Origin of the sequence: Stenotrophomonas sp. 3diitr2024 (genome assembly GCF_042136455.1) — a bacterium.
Taxonomy (GTDB): domain Bacteria; phylum Pseudomonadota; class Gammaproteobacteria; order Xanthomonadales; family Xanthomonadaceae; genus Stenotrophomonas; species Stenotrophomonas sepilia.
Genome location: NZ_JBHHMJ010000199.1, coordinates 1 through 19,165 on the forward strand (window position 1 = coordinate 1; position 19,165 = coordinate 19,165).

At 66.5% G+C, this 19,165-nt stretch carries 14 protein-coding genes; 9 read left to right on the top strand and 5 right to left on the bottom strand.

The genetic code is table 11. The features are described from left to right. Nucleotides 1–266: 266 nt before the first annotated feature. Genes ABGA94_RS04610 through ABGA94_RS04625 form a run of 4 tightly spaced genes read right to left on the bottom strand, consistent with a single transcriptional unit; the run spans nucleotide 267 to nucleotide 7,010 of the window. Nucleotides 267–980 carry a M15 family metallopeptidase gene (locus ABGA94_RS04610; RefSeq protein WP_240431571.1) on the bottom strand — a complete coding sequence of 238 codons (714 nt, stop codon included), beginning with the start codon at nucleotides 978–980 and terminating at the stop codon, nucleotides 267–269. Then, nucleotides 913–2,499, bottom strand: a complete 1,587-nt coding sequence (locus ABGA94_RS04615; protein WP_375366521.1) for a serine hydrolase domain-containing protein — start codon at nucleotides 2,497–2,499, stop codon at nucleotides 913–915. The genes ABGA94_RS04610 and ABGA94_RS04615 overlap by 68 nt, the downstream gene beginning before the upstream one ends. Beyond that, nucleotides 2,487–5,486 (bottom strand): TonB-dependent receptor domain-containing protein, encoded by a 3,000-nt coding sequence (locus tag ABGA94_RS04620; protein ID WP_375366522.1) that lies wholly within the window; start codon nucleotides 5,484–5,486, stop codon nucleotides 2,487–2,489. Before ABGA94_RS04620 ends, ABGA94_RS04615 begins: the two co-directional genes overlap by 13 nt. Before the next feature lie 51 nt (nucleotides 5,487–5,537). Continuing rightward, complete coding sequence (locus tag ABGA94_RS04625) at nucleotides 5,538–7,010, bottom strand: transglutaminase domain-containing protein (RefSeq protein WP_329888458.1); 1,473 nt, start codon at nucleotides 7,008–7,010, stop codon at nucleotides 5,538–5,540. A gap of 132 nt (nucleotides 7,011–7,142) precedes the next feature. Here ABGA94_RS04625 and ABGA94_RS04630 point away from each other — a divergent pair, with 132 nt between their 5' ends. From ABGA94_RS04630 to ABGA94_RS04655, 6 genes are all read left to right on the top strand, one after another. Continuing rightward, nucleotides 7,143–8,582: an SH3 domain-containing protein gene (locus ABGA94_RS04630; protein ID WP_134955692.1), complete on the top strand. Its 1,440-nt coding sequence runs from the start codon at nucleotides 7,143–7,145 to the stop codon at nucleotides 8,580–8,582. Next, entirely contained in the window at nucleotides 8,579–9,673 is a 1,095-nt protein-coding gene (locus ABGA94_RS04635) for a dipeptide epimerase (RefSeq protein WP_005415027.1), read from the top strand. The genes ABGA94_RS04630 and ABGA94_RS04635 overlap by 4 nt, the downstream gene beginning before the upstream one ends. Nucleotides 9,674–10,031: 358 nt before the next feature. Further along, the gene (locus tag ABGA94_RS04640) at nucleotides 10,032–10,880 is read left to right on the top strand and encodes a MurR/RpiR family transcriptional regulator (protein ID WP_053498690.1); all 849 of its coding nucleotides are present in this window, start codon (nucleotides 10,032–10,034) and stop codon (nucleotides 10,878–10,880) included. A gap of 15 nt (nucleotides 10,881–10,895) precedes the next feature. Next, entirely contained in the window at nucleotides 10,896–11,657 is a 762-nt protein-coding gene (locus tag ABGA94_RS04645; RefSeq protein WP_005415025.1) for a L,D-transpeptidase, read from the top strand. After that, nucleotides 11,654–12,955 carry an APC family permease gene (locus ABGA94_RS04650; RefSeq protein WP_188239171.1) on the top strand — a complete coding sequence of 434 codons (1,302 nt, stop codon included), beginning with the start codon at nucleotides 11,654–11,656 and terminating at the stop codon, nucleotides 12,953–12,955. Before ABGA94_RS04645 ends, ABGA94_RS04650 begins: the two co-directional genes overlap by 4 nt. A gap of 110 nt (nucleotides 12,956–13,065) precedes the next feature. Beyond that, nucleotides 13,066–13,389 carry a hypothetical protein gene (locus tag ABGA94_RS04655; protein ID WP_005415023.1) on the top strand — a complete coding sequence of 108 codons (324 nt, stop codon included), beginning with the start codon at nucleotides 13,066–13,068 and terminating at the stop codon, nucleotides 13,387–13,389. An 84-nt stretch (nucleotides 13,390–13,473) separates the two neighbouring features. On the opposite strand, the gene ABGA94_RS04660 is transcribed toward ABGA94_RS04655, so the two are convergent. Continuing rightward, nucleotides 13,474–15,024, bottom strand: a complete 1,551-nt coding sequence (locus tag ABGA94_RS04660) for a BCCT family transporter (protein ID WP_005416395.1) — start codon at nucleotides 15,022–15,024, stop codon at nucleotides 13,474–13,476. A gap of 170 nt (nucleotides 15,025–15,194) precedes the next feature. On the opposite strand from ABGA94_RS04660, the gene betI reads away from it, so the two are divergent. The 3 genes from betI to betA all read left to right on the top strand — a co-directional run bounded on the left by betI (nucleotide 15,195) and on the right by betA (nucleotide 19,080). Further along, nucleotides 15,195–15,785 (top strand): transcriptional regulator BetI, encoded by a 591-nt coding sequence (gene betI / locus ABGA94_RS04665; protein WP_005416394.1) that lies wholly within the window; start codon nucleotides 15,195–15,197, stop codon nucleotides 15,783–15,785. 38 nt (nucleotides 15,786–15,823) lie between these two features. Beyond that, nucleotides 15,824–17,296 (top strand): betaine-aldehyde dehydrogenase, encoded by a 1,473-nt coding sequence (gene betB / locus ABGA94_RS04670; RefSeq protein WP_005416393.1) that lies wholly within the window; start codon nucleotides 15,824–15,826, stop codon nucleotides 17,294–17,296. A gap of 101 nt (nucleotides 17,297–17,397) precedes the next feature. Next, a complete protein-coding gene (gene betA / locus ABGA94_RS04675; RefSeq protein ID WP_005416392.1) occupies nucleotides 17,398–19,080 on the top strand; it encodes a choline dehydrogenase in 1,683 nt (560 codons plus the stop codon). The last annotated feature ends 85 nt before the right edge of the window (nucleotides 19,081–19,165 follow it).

Consider the following 19,165-nt stretch of genomic DNA (forward strand, 5'->3'; position numbering starts at 1 on the left):
GGCGCTGGGCTACCACTCGCCTAACAACTACGCCCGGCAGCTCCGGGCTGCCGCCTGAAACGGCTTCATGGCGTCCGTTTTCAGGGGGCCAGATCAGTCAGCCGCATGGATGCGGCTGCCAAGCCTCCATGGACGGATTTACGGCGTCCCCGCACTCCGGCACCGCCCAACCAACCCACGGAACGCACGCTGTTGCTGTTGCGTCTGATGTTGCCGGCCAGCGGCCGGCACTACCGCGGGTGCAGGGCGCAGCCCTGCCGACACCCCTACCGTACCGGGACGTCGTACGCGGAGCCGGGATCCGGTTCCGGCTGGAACGTGTAGTGCCACCACTCCTGCGGATAGTTCACGAAACCACGCCGTGCCATTGCCTGCACCAGTTGCCGCCGGTTCGCCTGCTGCGTCTCACTCAGCCCGCTCGTCTGCGTATGCGCACGTGGCCCGAAGAAGTCGAAGTCAGTGCCCATGTCCAACGGCGCACATGCACCGCTTCGGCAATCCAGCAGGCCCAGATCCACCGTGGCACCGCGGCTGTGGCCGGAGCGTTCGGCGATGTAGCCATCGGCCAGCAGGCGCGGCTTGTCCAGGTCCGGATACTGCTGTGCCTTGCGCGAGAGCTCGCGCGGATCGTTCACCCAGGCCATGAAGGCCTGCACCGAACGCACCGGCCGGTAGCAGTCGTAGAGGCGCAGGCCGAAGCCATCGGCGCGCAGGTCCTGTTCCACCTCGGCCAGCGCCTTCGCCACCGGCGCCAGCAGGTAGCACGAAGGCGCCTCGTAGCCGGGCACGCGCGCGCCGGTGAAGTTGTTGGCGCCCGCATAGCGGATGTCCAGGTCGATGCGCGGCGACAACGTACGGATCTCCACCAGCCCGGCGCTGGCCGCGTCGGTGGCCGGTGAAACGCGCGGTGGCTCAGCGGCGCTGGTGGTCGCTGTCAGGGCAATCGCCAGTACGAGTGAAATGCAGGTCCTGGAAGTCATAGCTGAAGTCGATGTCCGGATCGATGGCGCGCAGGTCCAGTGTCGGTGCCAGGCCTTCACCCGGCTGCAGCCACGCCTGCGCGTCTTCGCCCAGCGTATCCCAGCGCAGCAGCCAGCGCCCCTGCAGCTGCAGCACAGCCGCTTCCAGCCGGGGTGACTTGTCCACGCTGAAGCGCAGGCCGTCCTTGCCCGGGCACAGCGAGGCCGGCCCCAGCCACGGATCGGTGTAGCGGCCCTGCCAACGCGGCAGATCGGCGTCCGATGTCGGCCGTGCCTGCGACGTCGCCGGCCGCTGATGGCCGCCTGCCGCTCGCATGGCCTGGTCAGCCTTCAGTTCGGCCAGATACGCCAGCGCCGGACGCGCCTCATCGGGGGCGGTGAAGCGCTTCAGTGCGGTCTGCATCAATGCGATGCGCGCATCCTCGCCTTCACCGTTGATCAGCATTACCACACCCACCTTGCGCTCAGGCAGCAGCGCCAGCGACGAGTACATGCCCGACAATGTGCCGGTGTGCGCCACCTTCCACTGCCCATCCATGTCCGACACGCGCCAGCCATAGCCGTAGCCGTAGAAATGCGCGTTGTCCCAACGCCGCTGGCGTTCACCCAGCGGCATCGGCATGTGCAGGGTCCACAGCGTACGGCGCTGCTCAGCATCCAACCAGCCAGGTGCCAGGCCGGGATCGAGCAGCACCTGCATCCAGCGCGTCATGTCCCGCAGCGAACAACGGATGCCGCCGGCGGCCATCGACGGCAGGTCCGGGCTGATCGCACCATCGGCGTTCACCACCGTATTGTGGTCGCCACGCCAGGCATGTGGCTGCGCCACGTTGCCGACCCGCTTCACCGACCACGTCCCCACTTGGCAGCGGGTCATGCCCAGCGGCTCGAACACCTGCTCGCGCATCAACTGGTCATACGGTTTGCCACCCGTCGCAGCGGCCAGTTCGCCGGCCACCACGTACATCAGGTTGTCGTAGGCGTAGCGGCTGCGGAAACTGCTGACCGGCTTCAGGTGCGCCAGCCCCGCGATGATGTCGGCACGGGTGAACGCGTTCGGCTCCGGCCACAGCATCAGGTCACCGGCGCCCAGGCCGAGACCGCTGTTGTGGATCAGCAGGTCGCGCACCTGCATCTGCTCGCCCACCCACGCATCGTGCATGCGGAAGCCCGGTAGATGCCGCCGCACCGGATCCTCCCAGCGCAGCTTGCCCTGCTGCACCAGCCGCGCCAGCAGCGCGGCGGTCATCGCCTTGCTGTTGGAGGCGATCTTGAACAGCGTGTCCTGGTCGATGCGGCCGCCGTCGCCGCGCGCGCCCTCGGCATGCTGATACACCACACGCCCCTGCTCGACCACCGCCATGGCCAGCCCGGGCAGGTGCTCGTGCTGGACCACGGCCGCGACGTCGGCATCGATCGAGGCGGTCGCGCTGGTCTGCGCCGCCGCAACCGGAAACACCGCCAACACGGCCACGCAGATGCAGCGTCGAGCGTGCTGGGCGGGTCTCAGTAGGCCCATGTGACGGTCAGCTGCGCATAACGCGGCGACTGGAACCCGGTACCGTAGCGGTACAGCGGATTCGGCGTACCGATGCTGTCCTGCGGTTCGTAGTCCTGATCCACGGTCACCACGCGCTGCTGGTTGAGCACGTTGTACACCGCCAGCTTGAGACGCAGGTCGGTGGGGATCGGCACCTTGTACGACACGCTCACGTCCAGGTCGTAGGTCCACGGCGTGCGGCCATCGCCACCGCGCGGGGAATGCACGAACACGCGTTCGGAGGGCACCGTGGCCTGGCAGTTGGACACGCACACGTAGTAGCTGTGGAAATCGGTGGCGTCGAATGGATTACCGGCGCCGAAGCGCGTGATCGGGCTGCCCGACTGCACGCCCAGCGTAGCGGCTACGCTCAGGTTCTCGGTCAATGCATAGCTGCCACGGAACTTGAACTGGTGTCGGCGGTCGTTGGCCAGATAGCCGTAGCCGCGGTAGTTCACCCACGGATTGTCGAAGTTCTCGGTACGCCCGGCATCGGCGAAGTCGGTATCGGAGTTGACCGGGCCTTCTGCATTGCCGCGGCCGTATGCGAGGGTGTAGGACGCGTTGAAGCCCCACTTGCCGTCCCAGGCCCGGTCGACTTGCAGCTCCAGTGCCTTGTAGTCACGCTTGGGCTTCACCCAGCCGCGCTGGCCGACGTAGTTGCCGTTGTCGTCGTACAGCGCCCAGCCTTCCTTCGACGTATCGATGCTGATCCAGCCATCGTTGCTGCCGTCACAGTTGGTGTCACCCCATACGGTGTTGGTGCGGCCCGGATTGCCCATGATCCACACCCCGTCGATGGCACCACATTGCCCGGTCGCGGTGATGTTCATGTCATCGATGGCGTTGTGCAGCCGGCGATAGGTCACGCTGGCACCGACCGACCAGGCTTCGTTGATCATCTGCTGGAAGCCGAGGATCGCCTCGTCCTGGTACACCGGGTCCATGTCCCGGTTAACTTCGGCACGCAGGTCCGGCACGCTGCCGTCGCCCTGCGAGTTGTCCACCGGGCCGATCTGCGCGCCCAGGTTCGGGATGTTGTTGGCTGCGCCGCTGTAGCCGAGGAACTCATACCAGGTCCGCTCGTCGAGGAAGCCACCGGCCTGCTTGATGTTGATGACGTTGGCAACCGGCAGGAAGTAGCGGCCCAGGTTGCCGAAGACCTTGGTCGTGCCATCGCCGCGCACGTCCCAGGAAAAGCCCAGGCGCGGGGCCAGCATGTCGTCGATCTTGATGTAGCTGCTGCCGTCGCCACCCTTGTTGTCAAAGGCTTCCAGGCGCAGACCCATGTTCAGCAGGAGGTTCGGCGTCACTTGCCAGTTGTCTTCCAGGTAGTAGGCCGAGTTGATCGTCTCGAATGCACCCTCCACTTCATAGCGACGGGTGCGCGCCACCAGACCGCTGGCCGGCACGACACCGCCGTTGAGCGAGCTGCCGGGCGTGCGGGCGTAGATGTCGTAGCGCAGGCCGCCCGGCCCGGGATAGGCGCGACTGTAGTCGGACGTGTTCTCCTCCCGATCCAGGCCGAAGCGAAGCAGGTGGTTGCCCAGCGTCCATTCGAAATCGGCGCGCGCGGCCTTGCGGGTGTCCAATGCGGATTCGAGCTGCGAACTGCTGGTGCAGCTGCGATCACCCTGCAGCGAGGGCGGCACGCCCTGGCTGGCGGTTCGGTTGTCGAACACGCGGTTGCAGTTCTGGTCCATCAACGAGCTCTGCACACGGTTGCGCTTGTTCTCGCCATACATCAGTTTCATGGTCAGGTCGTTGTTCACCTGCCAGCTGTAGGTGCCGGACCAGTTCTTGCCGCCCACCGTGTTGTAGATCTGGTTGCTGCGCTCGCCCACCGTCTGCCCAGTGGCGTAGTCGTAGGCGTAGACATCGGTGAGCGTCTTGCTCTTGTCCGAGAAACCGAACAGCGACAGCATCTGGTTGTCGGTGATCTGCCAGTCGATCTTGCCGCCCCAGAACGGGTCATCAGCCTTGCCCTGGCTCAGGCGCGTACCGGCGTCGTTGGTCGAGGTCGGGCGGTAGTCGCGCGCCTCGTACATTCCGAAGAAGAACAGTCGATCCTGCACCAGCGCACCGGAAGCGAACACATTCAGCGCGCTGCGGCTGTAGTCGTCGCGGCTGGCGGTGATGTAGCGGCTGCCGTTGCCGTCGTAGCGGTCGCGGGCCTGCGACTGCCACGCGCGCGGCTCGAACACCAGCTCGGCGCCGGCCTTGAAATCATTGCTGCCCGAGCGGGTCACCGCGTTGATGACACCGCCGGTGCTGCGCCCGAACTCCACCGAGTAGCCGCCGGTCTTGACCTGGAATTCCTGGTAGAACGAAAACGGTACCGACGAGAAGCCGACCCGGTTGTAGAAGTCGGTGACGTTCAGGCCATTGATATAGACGGTGTTCTCGGCCACCGACGAACCCCCGAAGGAAATGCCTTGGCCACCCAGCGAGCCCTTGCCCTTCACCGCACCCGGCGCCAGCAGCGCCACGGCGGTGATGTCACGGTCCACCGGCAGGCGCGAGAGCTCCTCGCGGGTGATGTTGGTGGCCGACTCGGTGGACTTCACATCCACCATCGACACTACCTGCGGTGCCCGTACTTCAACCGTGCCCAGCGTGCTGACCGCGCCGAGCGGCACGTTCACCGTAGTTGCGCTGCCGAGACTGACCGTTACCTGGCCGACAAGGCTGGCGCCACCACCCGGCAAGCCGACCTCCATCTCATAGGTGCCCACCGGCAGCAACGGAATGCGGTAGCTGCCGTTGGCTTCGGCCTGCACGGAGCGCACGAAGCCCGTTGCCGGATTGCGTACGGTCACCGTGGCACCGGCCGGTACCTGGCCGGCATCGCTGACCAGCCGGCCAACCACTGAACCATCCTGTGCGAATGCGCTGGGCGCGATCATGCCCAGACACGCCCCAAGGGCGACGCACAATGCCGCCCGCTTGATGCTGTAAGCCTTCATCCCCTGCTCTCTCCTGCAAGAATTGAATGGTGTGGAATGCGATGTGTCGCGCTAGCGTTGCCTGGCTGGCAGTACCCGCCACTGGAAGTCGTAGCTCCATTGGTCGAAGTACAGGTTGCCGCCTGCCCACTCGGCCTCGCCGCGCTGCGAGTCGACCGTTTCCGAGCGGAAGTGCTGCTTGGCCGGCACGAAGGGCTGGCCGAAATCGTCGTTGAAGGCGATGCGGTAGCCATCGAGGCCACCCAGATAGAAGTCACGGAGGGCCGGCACATCACTGGCCAGTGCGCCGGTGGTCACGTCCATCGGCAACCAGCCATACGGCGCCAGGTAGACCTGCCCCCAGTCATGCAGGTTGTTGTAGCCGCTGCCGTCGCCGGAGAACACCATGCCCGACTGCCAGCGTGCAGGAATACCGTTCATGCGCAGCAGCGCGATCAGCAGCAGGGTCTGCTGCCCGCAGTCGGCATGGCCGGCCCGCAGCGCGTAATCGCTGATGTTGCTGAGCGTGGAATATTCGCGCGCACCGGCCCAGGGAATGCGATCGACCGCAGCAAACAGCCTGCGCACCACTTCATACGGGCGCGTTTCACCCTGCAGCACCTGGTCGGAGAACAGCTTCAGCGCAGGGGTGAAGCGCACATGCGGCAGCTGCTCGGCCAGGTAGGGCTTCAACGAGGAATCTTCCGGTGTGGCTTGCACCCTGGCCGGATCGATCGCGGTATGCCGGGCGAAGATCGTGACCGCGTAGCGGATCTCGAAGCGGGTCGGCTGCCCGGCAACCACTTTGGCTTCGAGGTAGGCGGTGCGTTGCTGGGTATGGGCCGGAGCCACGCGCGCCTTGCCCGGGGTGCTGCCCAGCCATTGCACCTGCTCCTGCTGGCCGGGGATCTCGCGCGGGTACGGAATCCACGCGCGGATCGTTTCACCGGCGGGCACCACATCGGCTTTCACCGTGAGCGACTGGGTGAATTCATAGCGCTGCGGCAGAACCGACGCCTGGCCACTCTGTTCGGCCGCAGCAACCACGCCTGCGTGGTGGGCATTGAGCACTTCGTTGGGGCCCGGAGGCGGCATCGGTGCATCCGCGCGGCGACGCGCGCGTGCTTCGTCGCTGAGCAGGAACAGGTTCGAGGGTGCGCGCTTGAAGTACCAACGCTCGCCATCGATATCGAGATGCTCGATCAGGCCGAGTTGGTCCCAGCGCGCAAATTCCTCGTCGGTCAGATCGGGAATGCCGCGCCGTACGGCGTCCTTGGCGGCGTTTTCGTCGAGGGCGAAATCCAGGCGGATGCGGCGCATGCGCTCGCGCTGGAACGCTTCGTCAGTGGCGGCGGGTGTAGTGGCCAGCAGCGCGTCGGCGTCGCGGAAACGGCCGCTGTCGATCAGGTCGATCACCTGCGCCTGACGCGCCTGCTGCTGGCTGCTGCGCTCGCCTGCTGCGTGCGTGGCCGACACCCACAGCAGCAACACGGCACCCAGGCCGGCGGCGGCAGTCAGACGCGGTTTGCGAACGGCAGGATCCACAGCGACACTTCCCCAGCGCGGGTGGTAACGGCTGTGTAACACGGGCCGGGATGTTGGTCAATAATTTATTCTTGCTTTCGGGGCCAAAAGGAATAAATATTCCAACAGGCATTCGAGGAGGGTGTACACCGCATGAGCCTGGCTTTCCGCGAACGGCACCGGCATTGGCCGCGCCGCTTGACCCTGGCCCTGTGCCTGCTGGCCGCCCCGGCCTTTGCACAGGCGGCCCCACCGCCCGACCCGGGTGCGCCGCTGCCCTATGTGATCGGCCTGCACGAGGCCTATCTGACCCCGCAGTACTGGGCCGCGCGCTTGGACAACGCCGACGCGCCGATTCTGGATCGCGCGCAGATCGAAGCACAGAACGCGCGCATGCGGGCGCAGGACAGCCACATCCAGGACATCGCCACACTGCCCGCCCAGCTTGATGCGGCGACGGTTCGCGCCAGCATCACCGCGCTGTCGAGCTGGCCCACCCGCGCCCTCTACAACGACAAGGGCCAGGCGATCGCACCCGCGCTGCGCAGCACTATCGAAGCCAACCTCGGCCTCGATGCGATTCCCACACAGGTGGCACCGCAGTATGGGCTGGTGGTGAAGCGTGCGGCGCTGCGCACCTTCCCCACCCGCGAGCGCGTCTTCAGCACCGTCGGTGACACCGACATCGACCGCTTCCAGGAATCGGCACTGTTCCCCGGCGACAAGGTGGCCGTGGTCCATCGCAGTACCGATGGCCGTTGGCTGTTCGTGCACAGCGAGCGCTACAGCGCGTGGATCGAAGCCGACGCCATCGCCAGCGGCGACAAGGCCACGGTGCTCGGCTACGGCGCGAAGGGACCGTACCGGATCGTCACCGGCGCCACCGCGCAGACCGCCCATACCCCGGAGGAGCCGCGCGTCTCGCGCCTGCAGCTGGACATGGGCGTGCGCCTGCCGGTGCTGGCCGACTGGCCCGCGTCAGAGCCGGTGAACGGCCAGCAGGCCCACGCCTCGTGGGTGGTGCAGTTGCCGGTACGCGAGGCCGATGGCCGATTGAAGCTGGTGCCGGCGCTGCTGCCGCGCTCGCAGGACACCGCCGCCGATTACCTGCCGCTGACCCCGCGCCTGTTGCTGCAGCAGGGCTTCAAGTTCCTCGGCGAACGCTACGGCTGGGGCCACGACTACGACACCCGCGACTGCAGCGGTTTCGTCTCCGAGATCTACCGCAGCTTTGGCGTGCTGCTGCCGCGCAATACCAGCGCGCAGGCGGTCAGTCCGGCGCTGGACCGCCTGCCGTTCACCGGCAAGGACGGCAAGGCGGTGCGCGACCGTGCCGTCGCCAGCCTGAAGGTGGGCGACCTGGTCTACATTCCCGGTCATGTGATGATGGCCATCGGCCACGTCGACGGCCGCACCTGGGTCATCCACGATACGGCGGGCGGCAGCTGGTTCGGTACCGACGGCAAACGCGTGCAGGCCCATCTCAATGGTGTTTCGGTCACGCCGCTGGAGCCGATGATGGCCAGCGACACCGTCCGCTACATCGACCGCATCACCAACATCCAGCGCCTGCGGGCCAAGACTCCTGAATGAAGATCACCGCCATCGAACTGGGCATGCTGCGCGTGCCGTTGAAGACACCGTTCAAGACCGCGCTGCGCACGGTGGAGACCGTGGAAGACGTGGTGGTGCTGATCCGCACCGACAGCGGCAACACCGGCTATGGTGAAGCCCCGGCCACCGCAGTGATCACCGGCGATACGCACGGCTCGATCATCGAAGCGATCCGCCACTTCATCGCCCCGCGCCTGATCGGCCAGGACGTGGTCAACCTCAACCACCTGTGCACGCTGGTGCAGACCGCGATGGAGCGCAACACCAGCGCCAAGGCCGCGGTGGAGATCGCGCTGTACGACCTGTGGGCGCAGCTGCACGGTGCCCCGCTGTACCAGATGCTCGGTGGCGGCGACCCGGTGATCACCACTGACATCACCATCAGCGTGGACTACATCGACAAGATGGTGGCCGATTCGTTGTCGGCGATCGAACGCGGCTTCGAGTCGTTGAAGATCAAGGTCGGCAAGGACATCGGACTGGACATCGAACGGGTCAAGGCAATCCACGCCGCCGTGGAGGGCCGCGCCCTGCTGCGCCTGGACGCCAACCAGGGCTGGACCGCCAAGCAGGCGGTGCATGCGATGCGCACGCTGGAGGAAGCCGGCGTGGTACTGGAGCTGCTGGAGCAGCCGGTGAAGGCCGCCGACATCAGCGGCCTGAAGTACGTCACCGACCGCGTCAACACGCCGGTCATGGCCGACGAGAGCGTGTTCAGCCCGAGCCAGGTGATGGACCTGATCCAGCAGCGCGCGGCCGACATCATCAACATCAAGCTGATGAAGACCGGCGGCCTGTCCAACGCGATCCGCATCGCCGACATCGCCGGCATCTACGGCGTGCCGTGCATGATCGGCTGCATGATCGAATCGAGCATCAGCGTGGCCGCGGCCGTGCACCTGGCCGTGGCCAAGAGCGATGTGATCACCAAGGTCGACCTCGACGGTCCCTCGCTGGGCCAGTTCGATCCGGTCAGCGGCGGCGTGCATTTCAACGAATCGGAGATCAGCATCAGCGACGTGCCGGGGCTGGGTATCACCGAAGTGCGTGGGCTGGAGATGCTGGGGTGATTTCTGCCTTGCGGTTGGCCTGGCGTGCCACTGACGTTGGGTCGGGCGTTATTTTTCTTTTCGCGAAAAGAAAAGTAACCAAAAGAAACACTCCGCCGACCGCGAGCCGGTGCTACGCACCGGTTCCCTGCGCTCCTCGGCCCGTCGAGGGACGCCGCGGGAACTCGCTACGCTCGGACACCCGCGCCTCTTCGCCCTCGCCGGACCTGCGGTGCTCGGCTCGCTTGAAGGCGGACTCAACTTCAAAAGCAACAACTGCGCTCCGTAACCTCTTCGAGGCTGGAACCCGCTCGACCCATTCCATGACACGCTCTACGCTGCCAGCCGCAACACGCCCACACATGCCCGGACACCCCGCATGCCGCCCCTGCTGAAGATCCGCACCGAGCGCGGGCAGATGTCTGCCATCGAGCGCCGCATCGCCGACTTCATCCTCGACAACGCCCACCTGCTGCGCGACTACTCATCGCAGCAGCTGGCCAGTGCGCTGGGCATCAGCCAGTCCAGCGTGGTGAAGTTCAGCCAGAAGCTCGGCTTCAAGGGCTACCCGGACCTGAAGTACTCGATCGGCCAGGACGTGGCCCGCGCCGGTGCCGATCCACAACAGGTGCCCAGCGAACCCGACAGCGGCGATGACTACCTGCGCCTGGGCGAGGCCCTGCGCCGCAGCAAGGCGCAGGCCGAGGAGGAAACACGCCAGGCCAATCCACGCGAGGAGATCGAGCGCATCGTGCAGCTGCTCGACGGCGCACCCAAGCTGTTCGTCCATGGCCTGGGTGACGACGGCCTGTTCGCCCGCGAGTTCGCCATGCGGCTGTCGCTGCTCGGCCTGCTGGTCGTGCCGCACACCGACCCGATCCTGATGCTGGCCAACCTGTCGGCCGCACGCCCCGGCGATGTGCTGCTGGTGTTCTCCGAATTCGGCAACCTGCCGCAGCTTTCGCAGCTGTCGCGGCAGTTCCAGGACATGGGTGGCAAGGTGATTTCCATTACCCGCCACACTGCCAACCCGCTGCGCGCACATGCTGATGCGGCACTGGCGGTCTGCGCGCACGACCGCACGCCGCAGGTCGCGCAGCTGCTGTACCGTAGCGCCATGCACGCCCTGCTCGATTTCCTGTTCGTGCTGCTCTGCCACACCAATCCGGACCGCCAGCAGCAGCTGGCGGTAAACCTGGAGCGGATCGACCACCTGCTGGATTCCTGACCGGAGCACCTGTTGATGAAATCGCTGGTTCGCCTCGCTACCGCTGCGCTGCTGCTTGCTGCGACGGTGTCCGTTCACGCGGCGCCGCTGGATGGCGCGCGCCAGCTGATCGTGGTCACCAGCGATGGCTGGGACAGTACCCAAGGGCAGCTGCAGGCCTATGTGCGCGATGGCAAGGGCTGGCACACGCACGGACAGGCGTTCCCGGTGGCGCTCGGCCGTACCGGCAGCGCCTGGGGCCTGGGCCTGCATCCGGCACAGGCCGATGGCCCGCAGAAGCAGGAAGGAGACGGTCGCAGCCCGGCCGGCATATTCGCGCTCGGCAGTGCGTTCGGCTATGCCGTCACACGCCCCGGCACCGCAATGCCTTACCAGCCGATGCTGGACAGCAGCTACTGCATGGACGTGCCCGGTTCGCCGTTCTACAACCGCATCGTCGATGAGAAGAAAGTCGGCAGTGCAGCGATCAAGGGCTCCACCGAGCCGATGCGGCTGGATCTGCACAACAAGGGCGACGTGCGCTACCGGGAGGGCTTCGTCATCGCCCACAACCCGGACAACCAGCCCGGCAAGGGCAGCTGCATCTTCGCCCATCTGTGGCGCACGCCCGGGGAGGCCACCGCCGGCTGTACCGCCATGCCACAAGCGCGCATGCAGGCGCTGCTGGACTGGCTGCGGCCGCAGGATACGCCGCGCTTCGTGCTGCTGCCGCGCACCGAGTACCAGCGACTGCAGGTGCAGTGGCAGCTGCCCGCGCTGAGCGGAGACGCCCGTTGAGCGCGCCGGACGAACCACAGCTGCAGCGCGCGGTCAGCCGCTGGCAGATCGTCGGCCTGTCGATCAACGATGTGATCGGTAGCGGTATCTACCTGCTGCCGGCCGCCACCGTTGCCCTGCTCGGCCCCTTCAGCCTGTGGGGCGTGGTCGCCGCTGGCATCGTCGTCGCGCTGCTGGTGCTGTGCTACGCGCAGGCCGCCAGCTACTTCGATGAACCCGGTGGCAGCTACCTCTACGCACGCGAGGCCTTCGGCCGCTTCGCAGGGTTCGAGATCGGCTGGATGATCTGGCTGACCCGCATCAGCTCGGCGGCCGCATTGAGCAACGCGCTGGCCGATGCGGTCGCGCGCTTCTGGCCGTGGGCCGGCGCCGGCATGGGTCGCATCGCGGTGATCGTGGTGTCGCTGGGCTTCCTGACCGGCGTCAACATCATCGGCGTGCGCTCGGCCGCGCGCACCGGCGTGGTGCTGGTGATCGGCAAGATGCTGCCGCTGCTGCTGTTCGTGGCCATCGGCGCGTTCTATATCGATCCACAGCTGGCCTTCTCCGGCCAGCGCCCGGACCCGCATGACCTGCAACGGATGGGCGAGGCCGCCCTGCTGCTGCTGTACGCCTACGCCGGCTTCGAGAACATCCCGGCCGCGGCCGGCGAGTACCGCAATCCACGCCGCGATATTCCGTTCGCGCTGATCACCATGATCATCACTGTCACCGTCATCTATGGCGCGGTGCAGGTGGTGGCGCAGGGTACGCTGGCCGGCCTGGCCAGCTCGGCCACGCCGCTGGCCGACGCCGCAGCCGGTTTCGGCGGCGAGGCCCTGGCGCTGATCCTCACCATCGGCGCGACCATCTCCATCCTGGGTACCAACAGCAACACGATGATGATGGGCCCGCGATTCCTGTTCGCACTGGCCCGCGATGGTTACGGCCCGAAGATCCTGGCACAGGTGCATCCGCGCTTCCATACGCCGGCCGCATCGATCCTGTGCCAGGGCCTGATCGCGCTCGGACTGGCGCTGTCCGGTTCGTTCGTGCAGCTCGCCCTGCTGTCGATGACCACGCGCCTGTTCGCCTACATCGGCACCGCTGCCGCCGTCCTGGTGCTGGCCAAGCGCTACGCGGATCGCCCAGGCGCGTTGAAGCTGCCCGGTGGCCCGCTGATTCCGGTACTGGCGCTGCTGCTGTGCCTGGCCCTGTTCGCCAGTGCCAGCTGGCAGAACATCGCCGCTGCACTGGTCGCGTTCGTCATTGGCGCGGTGATCTACACGCTGCCGCGCAAGGATGCGGACGCCGGGTGAACGGAGCGCCGGGCCATGCCTGGCGGATTGATCTGGCGATCACGCTGTCGGACCGGACCGTTAACCGCCACGCAGGCACGATCAGGCTTCGTCCACAACGGAGCCTTTTCATGACCGAGTACCAGATTCCCGGCCGCGTACCGGACGACAGCACGCCGCGCGATGCGGTCAGCGACTATTGGCGCGAGCGCTACACCGCCGAGCCGTACTACGACGACCAACTGTTCTTCGAGGACTACGAGCCGGCCTACCGGATCGGCCATGCCGCGCGCGCGCAGGACATGATCCGCGCCTACGAGGAAGTGGAGCGCGAACTGGAATCGCGCTGGGCCAGCGAACGTGGCCGCAGTCGCCTGGACTGGGCGCAGGCACGCAACGCCGTGCGCCGTGGCTGGGACGAAGCGCAGCTGGCGGATCCGCGCTTGAAGCGATAGCCCAGGTTGCTGTAGAGCCGAGCCTGCGCTCGGCTGGTTCTGCGCCAACAGCAGCCGAGCATGGGCTCGGCTCTACAGAAGCGCTCACCGGCGTGGTGCGTCCGGGTCGGTACGCAGGGCCTTCAACAGGCCCCACATGTAGAACGCCAGGGTGAACGAGAACGGCAGGCCGCACAGCACCACCGCCGTCTGCATCGCGCTGAAGTTGCCGGCCAGCAGCAGGCCGACGCTGGCCACGGTGATGCCGGCGGCCCAGAACACGCGCAGCCAGATCGGCGCGTCATGGCCATCTTCCACGCCATCGTCAACGCGACGGGTGCACAGGTTGGCGATCATCAGCGTGCCCGAGTCGACCGGGGTCAGGAACAGCACGAAGCCGATCACCACCGCAGCACCGGCCACGTACGGCGCCGCAGGCAGGTATTCCAGCAGCTTGAACAAGGTCATCGCTGCATCATGCTGGGCCACGTCACCCAGGATCGCCTGGCCATGGTTGAGCACCAGGTCGATGGCGGTATTGCCGAAGATCGACAGCCAGGCCAGGGTGAAGCCGAGCGGAATCAGCAGCACGCCCATGATCACTTCGCGGATGGTGCGGCCACGCGAGATGCGCGCCACGAAAAGGCCGACGAACGGCGCCCAGGCGATCCACCACGCCCAGTAGAACAGCGTCCACGAACCCATCCACTCACGGCCCTTGGGGTCGTTGAGGTACATGTCGAAGCTCTTGCGCACGAACGCGCCGAGGTAATCGCCGGTGTTCTGGATCAGGCCGTCGAACAGGTGCAGGGTCGGGCCGGTGACCAGCACGAACAGCAGCAGGCCACACAGCAGGCGCACGTTGAGGTTGGACAGCCAGGCAATGCCCTTTTCCACGCCGGCCACCACGCCGATGGTGGCCACGACCATCATCACCAGCACGATCACCACCAGCACCTGCGGCGTATCCGGGATGTGGAACAGGTAGACCAGGCCGGACTGTACCACCAGGGCGCCGATGCCGAGGTTGGTCACCATCGAGATCAGCGTGGCCAGGATGCCGAAGCCATCGACCATGTCGCCGATGCGGCCGTGGATGCGCTCACCGAAGACCGGGTACAACGCAGAGCGCAGCGCCAGCGGCAGGTCCCGGCGATAGGCGAAATAGCCCAGTGCCACGCCGACCAGCGCATACAGCGCCCAGCCATGCAGGCCCCAGTGCAGGAAGGTCAGCACCATCGCTTCACGGCCGGCGGCCACGGTGCCGCCGGGCTGCCCGGGTGGATTGAGGAAATGATCCAGCGGCTCGTAGGCGCCGTAGTACAGCAGCGCGATGCCGATCCCGGCCGAGAACAGCATCGAAACCCAGGCGACATAGCCGAAGGCCGGTGATTCCTCGTTGTGGCCCAGGCGGATGCGGCCGTACGGCGAAAACGCCAGCCACAGCACGAAGCCCAGGCACAGCACGATCAGCAGCATGTACCACCAGCCGAACGCGGCCGACACTTCGGCCTGCGCCCATTGCAGCCAGTGCTCGCTGCCTTCGGGATAGAGAACGGTGAGCAGCCCGAGGATGCCGATCGACACCGAGGAGCTGAGGAAGACAAAACGGTTCAAGCGCAGGGGCGAACGCTTGGGATGAGCCAGGGAAGACATGGGGTCGTCTCATCAAGTCCGAGGGAGCACATGGGCGGGGCCGGACCGGTAAACCGGGCCCATGGCGTGGGGCGCGAGCGCATCCTAGGGTTTATTGATTGAACGTTCAATCAATAAAAAGCATAATGGCGGGCAGCCCGATCCTTCGGGTCGCAAACCGTGGAGAGACAATGCCGAAGAAAGGCGTGGAACCGGTACGGCGCGAACAGCTGATCCGGGCCACTTTCCAGACCATCGACGAGATCGGCATGGCCGATGCCACTGTCGCCACCATCGCGAAGAAGGCGGGCTTGTCCAGCGGCATCGTCGCCCACTACTTCGGCGACAAGGACGGCCTGCTCAATGCTGCAATGCGGCAGATCCTGCGCGAACTGAAGGACGCCGTCGCCCGCTACCGCGCAGACGCCGGCGACGATCCGCGCGAGCAGCTGCGCGCCATCGTCGATGGCAACTTCGACGACAGCCAGATCAACGGCACCGCGATGCGCGTCTGGCTCACCTTCTGGGCCGCCAGCATGCACCAGCCGGAACTGGCCCGGCTGCAGCGCGCCAACGACCAGCGCCTGTTCTCCAACCTGTGCCACCAGTTCAACCGCCTGCTGCCCCACCCGCAGGCCCGCCTGGCTGCCCGCGGCCTGGCCGCGATGATCGATGGCCTGTGGCTGCGCGGCAGCCTGGTCGGCGGCCAGTTCAACGCCGAGAAGTCCCGGCGCATCGCTTACGGCTACATCGACTTCCAGTTGCAGGCTGTCGCGCTATAAGCGCTCCAGCACCCGCCCCCTTCCAAGGAGTACGCCCCATGACCACCCTGCCCGTCCAACAGCTCTACATCCACGGCCAGCGCGTCGATGCCACCAGCGGCAAGACCTTCAAGACCGTCAACCCGGCCACCGGCGAGGTGATCGCCGAGGTGCAGGTCGCCAGCCAGGCCGACGTCGAACGTGCCGTGCAGAGCGCAGCCGAAGGCCAGAAGGTGTGGGCCGCGATGACCGCCATGGAGCGCTCGCGCATCCTGCGCCGCGCCGTCGAGCTCCTGCGCGAGCGCAACGACGAACTGGCCCACCTGGAAACCCTGGACACCGGCAAGGCACTGGCCGAGACCACTACCGTGGACATCGTCACCGGTGCCGACGTGGTCGAGTACTACGCGGGACTGGCCACCGCCATCGAAGGCATCCAGTTGCCGCTGCGCGAATCGAGCTTCTTCTACACCCGTCGCGAGCCGCTGGGCGTGGTCGCCGGCATCGGCGCATGGAACTACCCGATCCAGATCGCCATGTGGAAGTCGGCACCGGCGCTGGCCGCGGGCAACGCGATGGTGTTCAAGCCGTCCGAAGTGACCCCGCTGACCGCGATCCGGCTGGCCGAAATCTACACCGAAGCCGGCGTGCCGGCCGGCGTGTTCAACGTCGTGCAGGGCCCGGGCCGCGAGATCGGCCAGTGGCTGACCGAGCACCCGGTGATCGAGAAGATCTCCTTCACCGGTGGCGTCGCCACTGGCAAGAAGGTCATGGCCAGCGCGGCGTCCTCGTCGCTGAAGGAAGTGACCATGGAACTGGGCGGCAAGTCGCCGCTGGTGATCTGCGACGACGCCGACCTGGACCGCGCCGCCGACATTGCGGTGATGGCCAACTTCTTCAGCTCCGGCCAGGTCTGCACCAACGGCACCCGCGTGTTCGTGCCGCGCAGCATGCTGGCCGCATTCGAGGTGGCCGTCGTCGAGCGCGTCAAGCGCATCCGCATCGGCGACCCGATGGCCGCCGACACCAACTTCGGCCCGTTGACCAGCTTCCCGCACATGGAAAACGTGCTGCGCTACATCGAGAGCGGCAAGGCCGAAGGTGCCCGCCTGCTGACGGGTGGCGGCCGTGCCACCGAAGGTGCGCTGGCCCAGGGCGCCTACGTGCTGCCGACCGTGTTCTCCGACTGCCGCGATGACATGACCATCGTCAAGGAAGAGATCTTCGGGCCGGTGATGAGCATCCTCGCCTATGACGACGAAGACGAAGTGGTGCGTCGTGCCAACGACACCACCTTCGGCCTCGCTGCCGGCGTGGTCAGCAAGGACATCAGCCGCGCCCACCGCATCATCCATCGCCTGGAAGCCGGCATCTGCTGGATCAACACCTGGGGTGAATCGCCGGCCGAAATGCCGGTCGGTGGCTACAAGGAATCCGGCGTCGGCCGCGAGAACGGTATCTCCACCCTCGGCCACTACACCCGCATCAAGTCGGTGCAGGTCGAGCTGGGCGACTACGCCAGCGTGTTCTGACCCGCGCGCCCCGAGCACGCCCCATCGTCCGGCCACCGCGCCGATCCGACATTCCGCCGGGACGCCTGCATGCAGCGCGCCCCGGCCTGCAGGAGACACCCATGAGCACCCATAACGAGTACGACTACATCATCATCGGCGCCGGCTCAGCCGGCAACGTGCTGGCCACCCGCCTCACCGAAGATGCCGATGTCAGCGTGCTGCTGCTGGAAGCCGGTGGCCCGGACTACCGGCTCGACTTCCGTACCCAGATGCCGGCTGCACTGGCCTTCCCGCTGCAGGGCAAGCGCTACAACTGGGCGTACAAGACCGATCCGGAGCCCTTCATGAACAACCGCCGCATGGACTGCGGCCGCGGCAAGGGCCTGGGTGGCTCGTCGCTGATCAACGGCATGTGCTACATCCGCGGCAACGCGATGGACTACGACAACTGGGCCAGCATGCCGGGCCTGGAAGACTGGACCTATCTGGACTGCCTGCCCTACTTCCGCAAGGCCGAAACCCGCGACATCGGCCCCAACGACTACCACGGTGGTGATGGCCCGCTGCGGGTGACCACGCCGAAGGCCGGCAACAACGAACTGTTCGCTGCGATGGTCGAAGCCGGCGTGCAGGCCGGCTACCCGCGCACCGACGACCTCAACGGCTACCAGCAGGAAGGCTTCGGCCCGATGGACCGCACGGTGACCCCGAACGGCCGTCGTTCCAGCACCGCCCGCGGCTACCTGGACCTGGCCAAGCCACGCCCGAACCTGACCATCGTCACCCACGCGCTGACCGACCGCATCCTGTTCTCGGGCAAGCGCGCGGTGGGCGTGCAGTGGCTGCACAACGACCAGCCGCAGCGCGCCACCGCCCGCCGCGAAGTGCTGCTGTGCGGCGGCGCCATCGCCTCGCCGCAGATCCTGCAGCGCTCGGGTGTCGGCCCGGCCGACCTGCTGCGCAGCCTGGACATCGACCTGGTGCACCACCTGCCCGGCGTCGGCGCCAACCTGCAGGATCACCTTGAGATGTACCTGCAGTACGAATGCAAGAAGCCGGTGTCGCTGGCGCCGGCGCTGAAGCTGTACAACCAGCCGGCGATCGGTGCCGAGTGGCTGTTCCTGGGCACCGGCATCGGCGCCAGCAACCAGTTCGAGGCCGGTGGCTTCATCCGCAGCGACGCCGAGTTCGACTGGCCGAACCTGCAGTACCACTTCCTGCCGGTGGCGATCAACTACAACGGCTCCAACCCGATCAAGGCGCACAGCTTCCAGATGCACGTCGGCTCGATGCGCTCGCCCAGCCGTGGCCGCATCCATGTGCGCTCGAAGGACCCGCGCGAACATCCGAGCATCCTGTTCAACTACATGTCGCACGAGCAGGACTGGCGCGAATTCCGCGCGGCGATCCGCATCACCCGCGAGATCTTCGCGCAGCCGGCGCTGGCCCCGTACAGCGGCCGCGAGATCTCGCCGGGCAGTGCACTGCAGACCGACGCGCAGATCGATGCATTCGTGCGCGAGCATGCCGAAACCGCGTACCACCCGTCGTGCTCGAACAAGATGGGCCATGCCGACGACCCGATGGCGGTGGTCGATGGCCAGGGCCGCGTGCACGGCCTGGAAGGCCTGCGCATCGTCGATGCCTCGATCATGCCGCAGGTGGTGACCGGCAACCTCAATGCGCCGACCATCATGATGGCCGAGAAGCTTGCCGACGTGATCCGTGGCCGCACCCCGCTGGCCCGCAGCACTGCGCCGTACTACAAGGCCAACGGCGCACCGGTACGCAAGCAGGGCTGACGCAAGCGGCCCGCCTGTGGGGCGCGGTAGTGCCGGCCGCTGGCCGGCATCCGCTGGATCGCCTATCGAGCGCAGATGCCGGCCA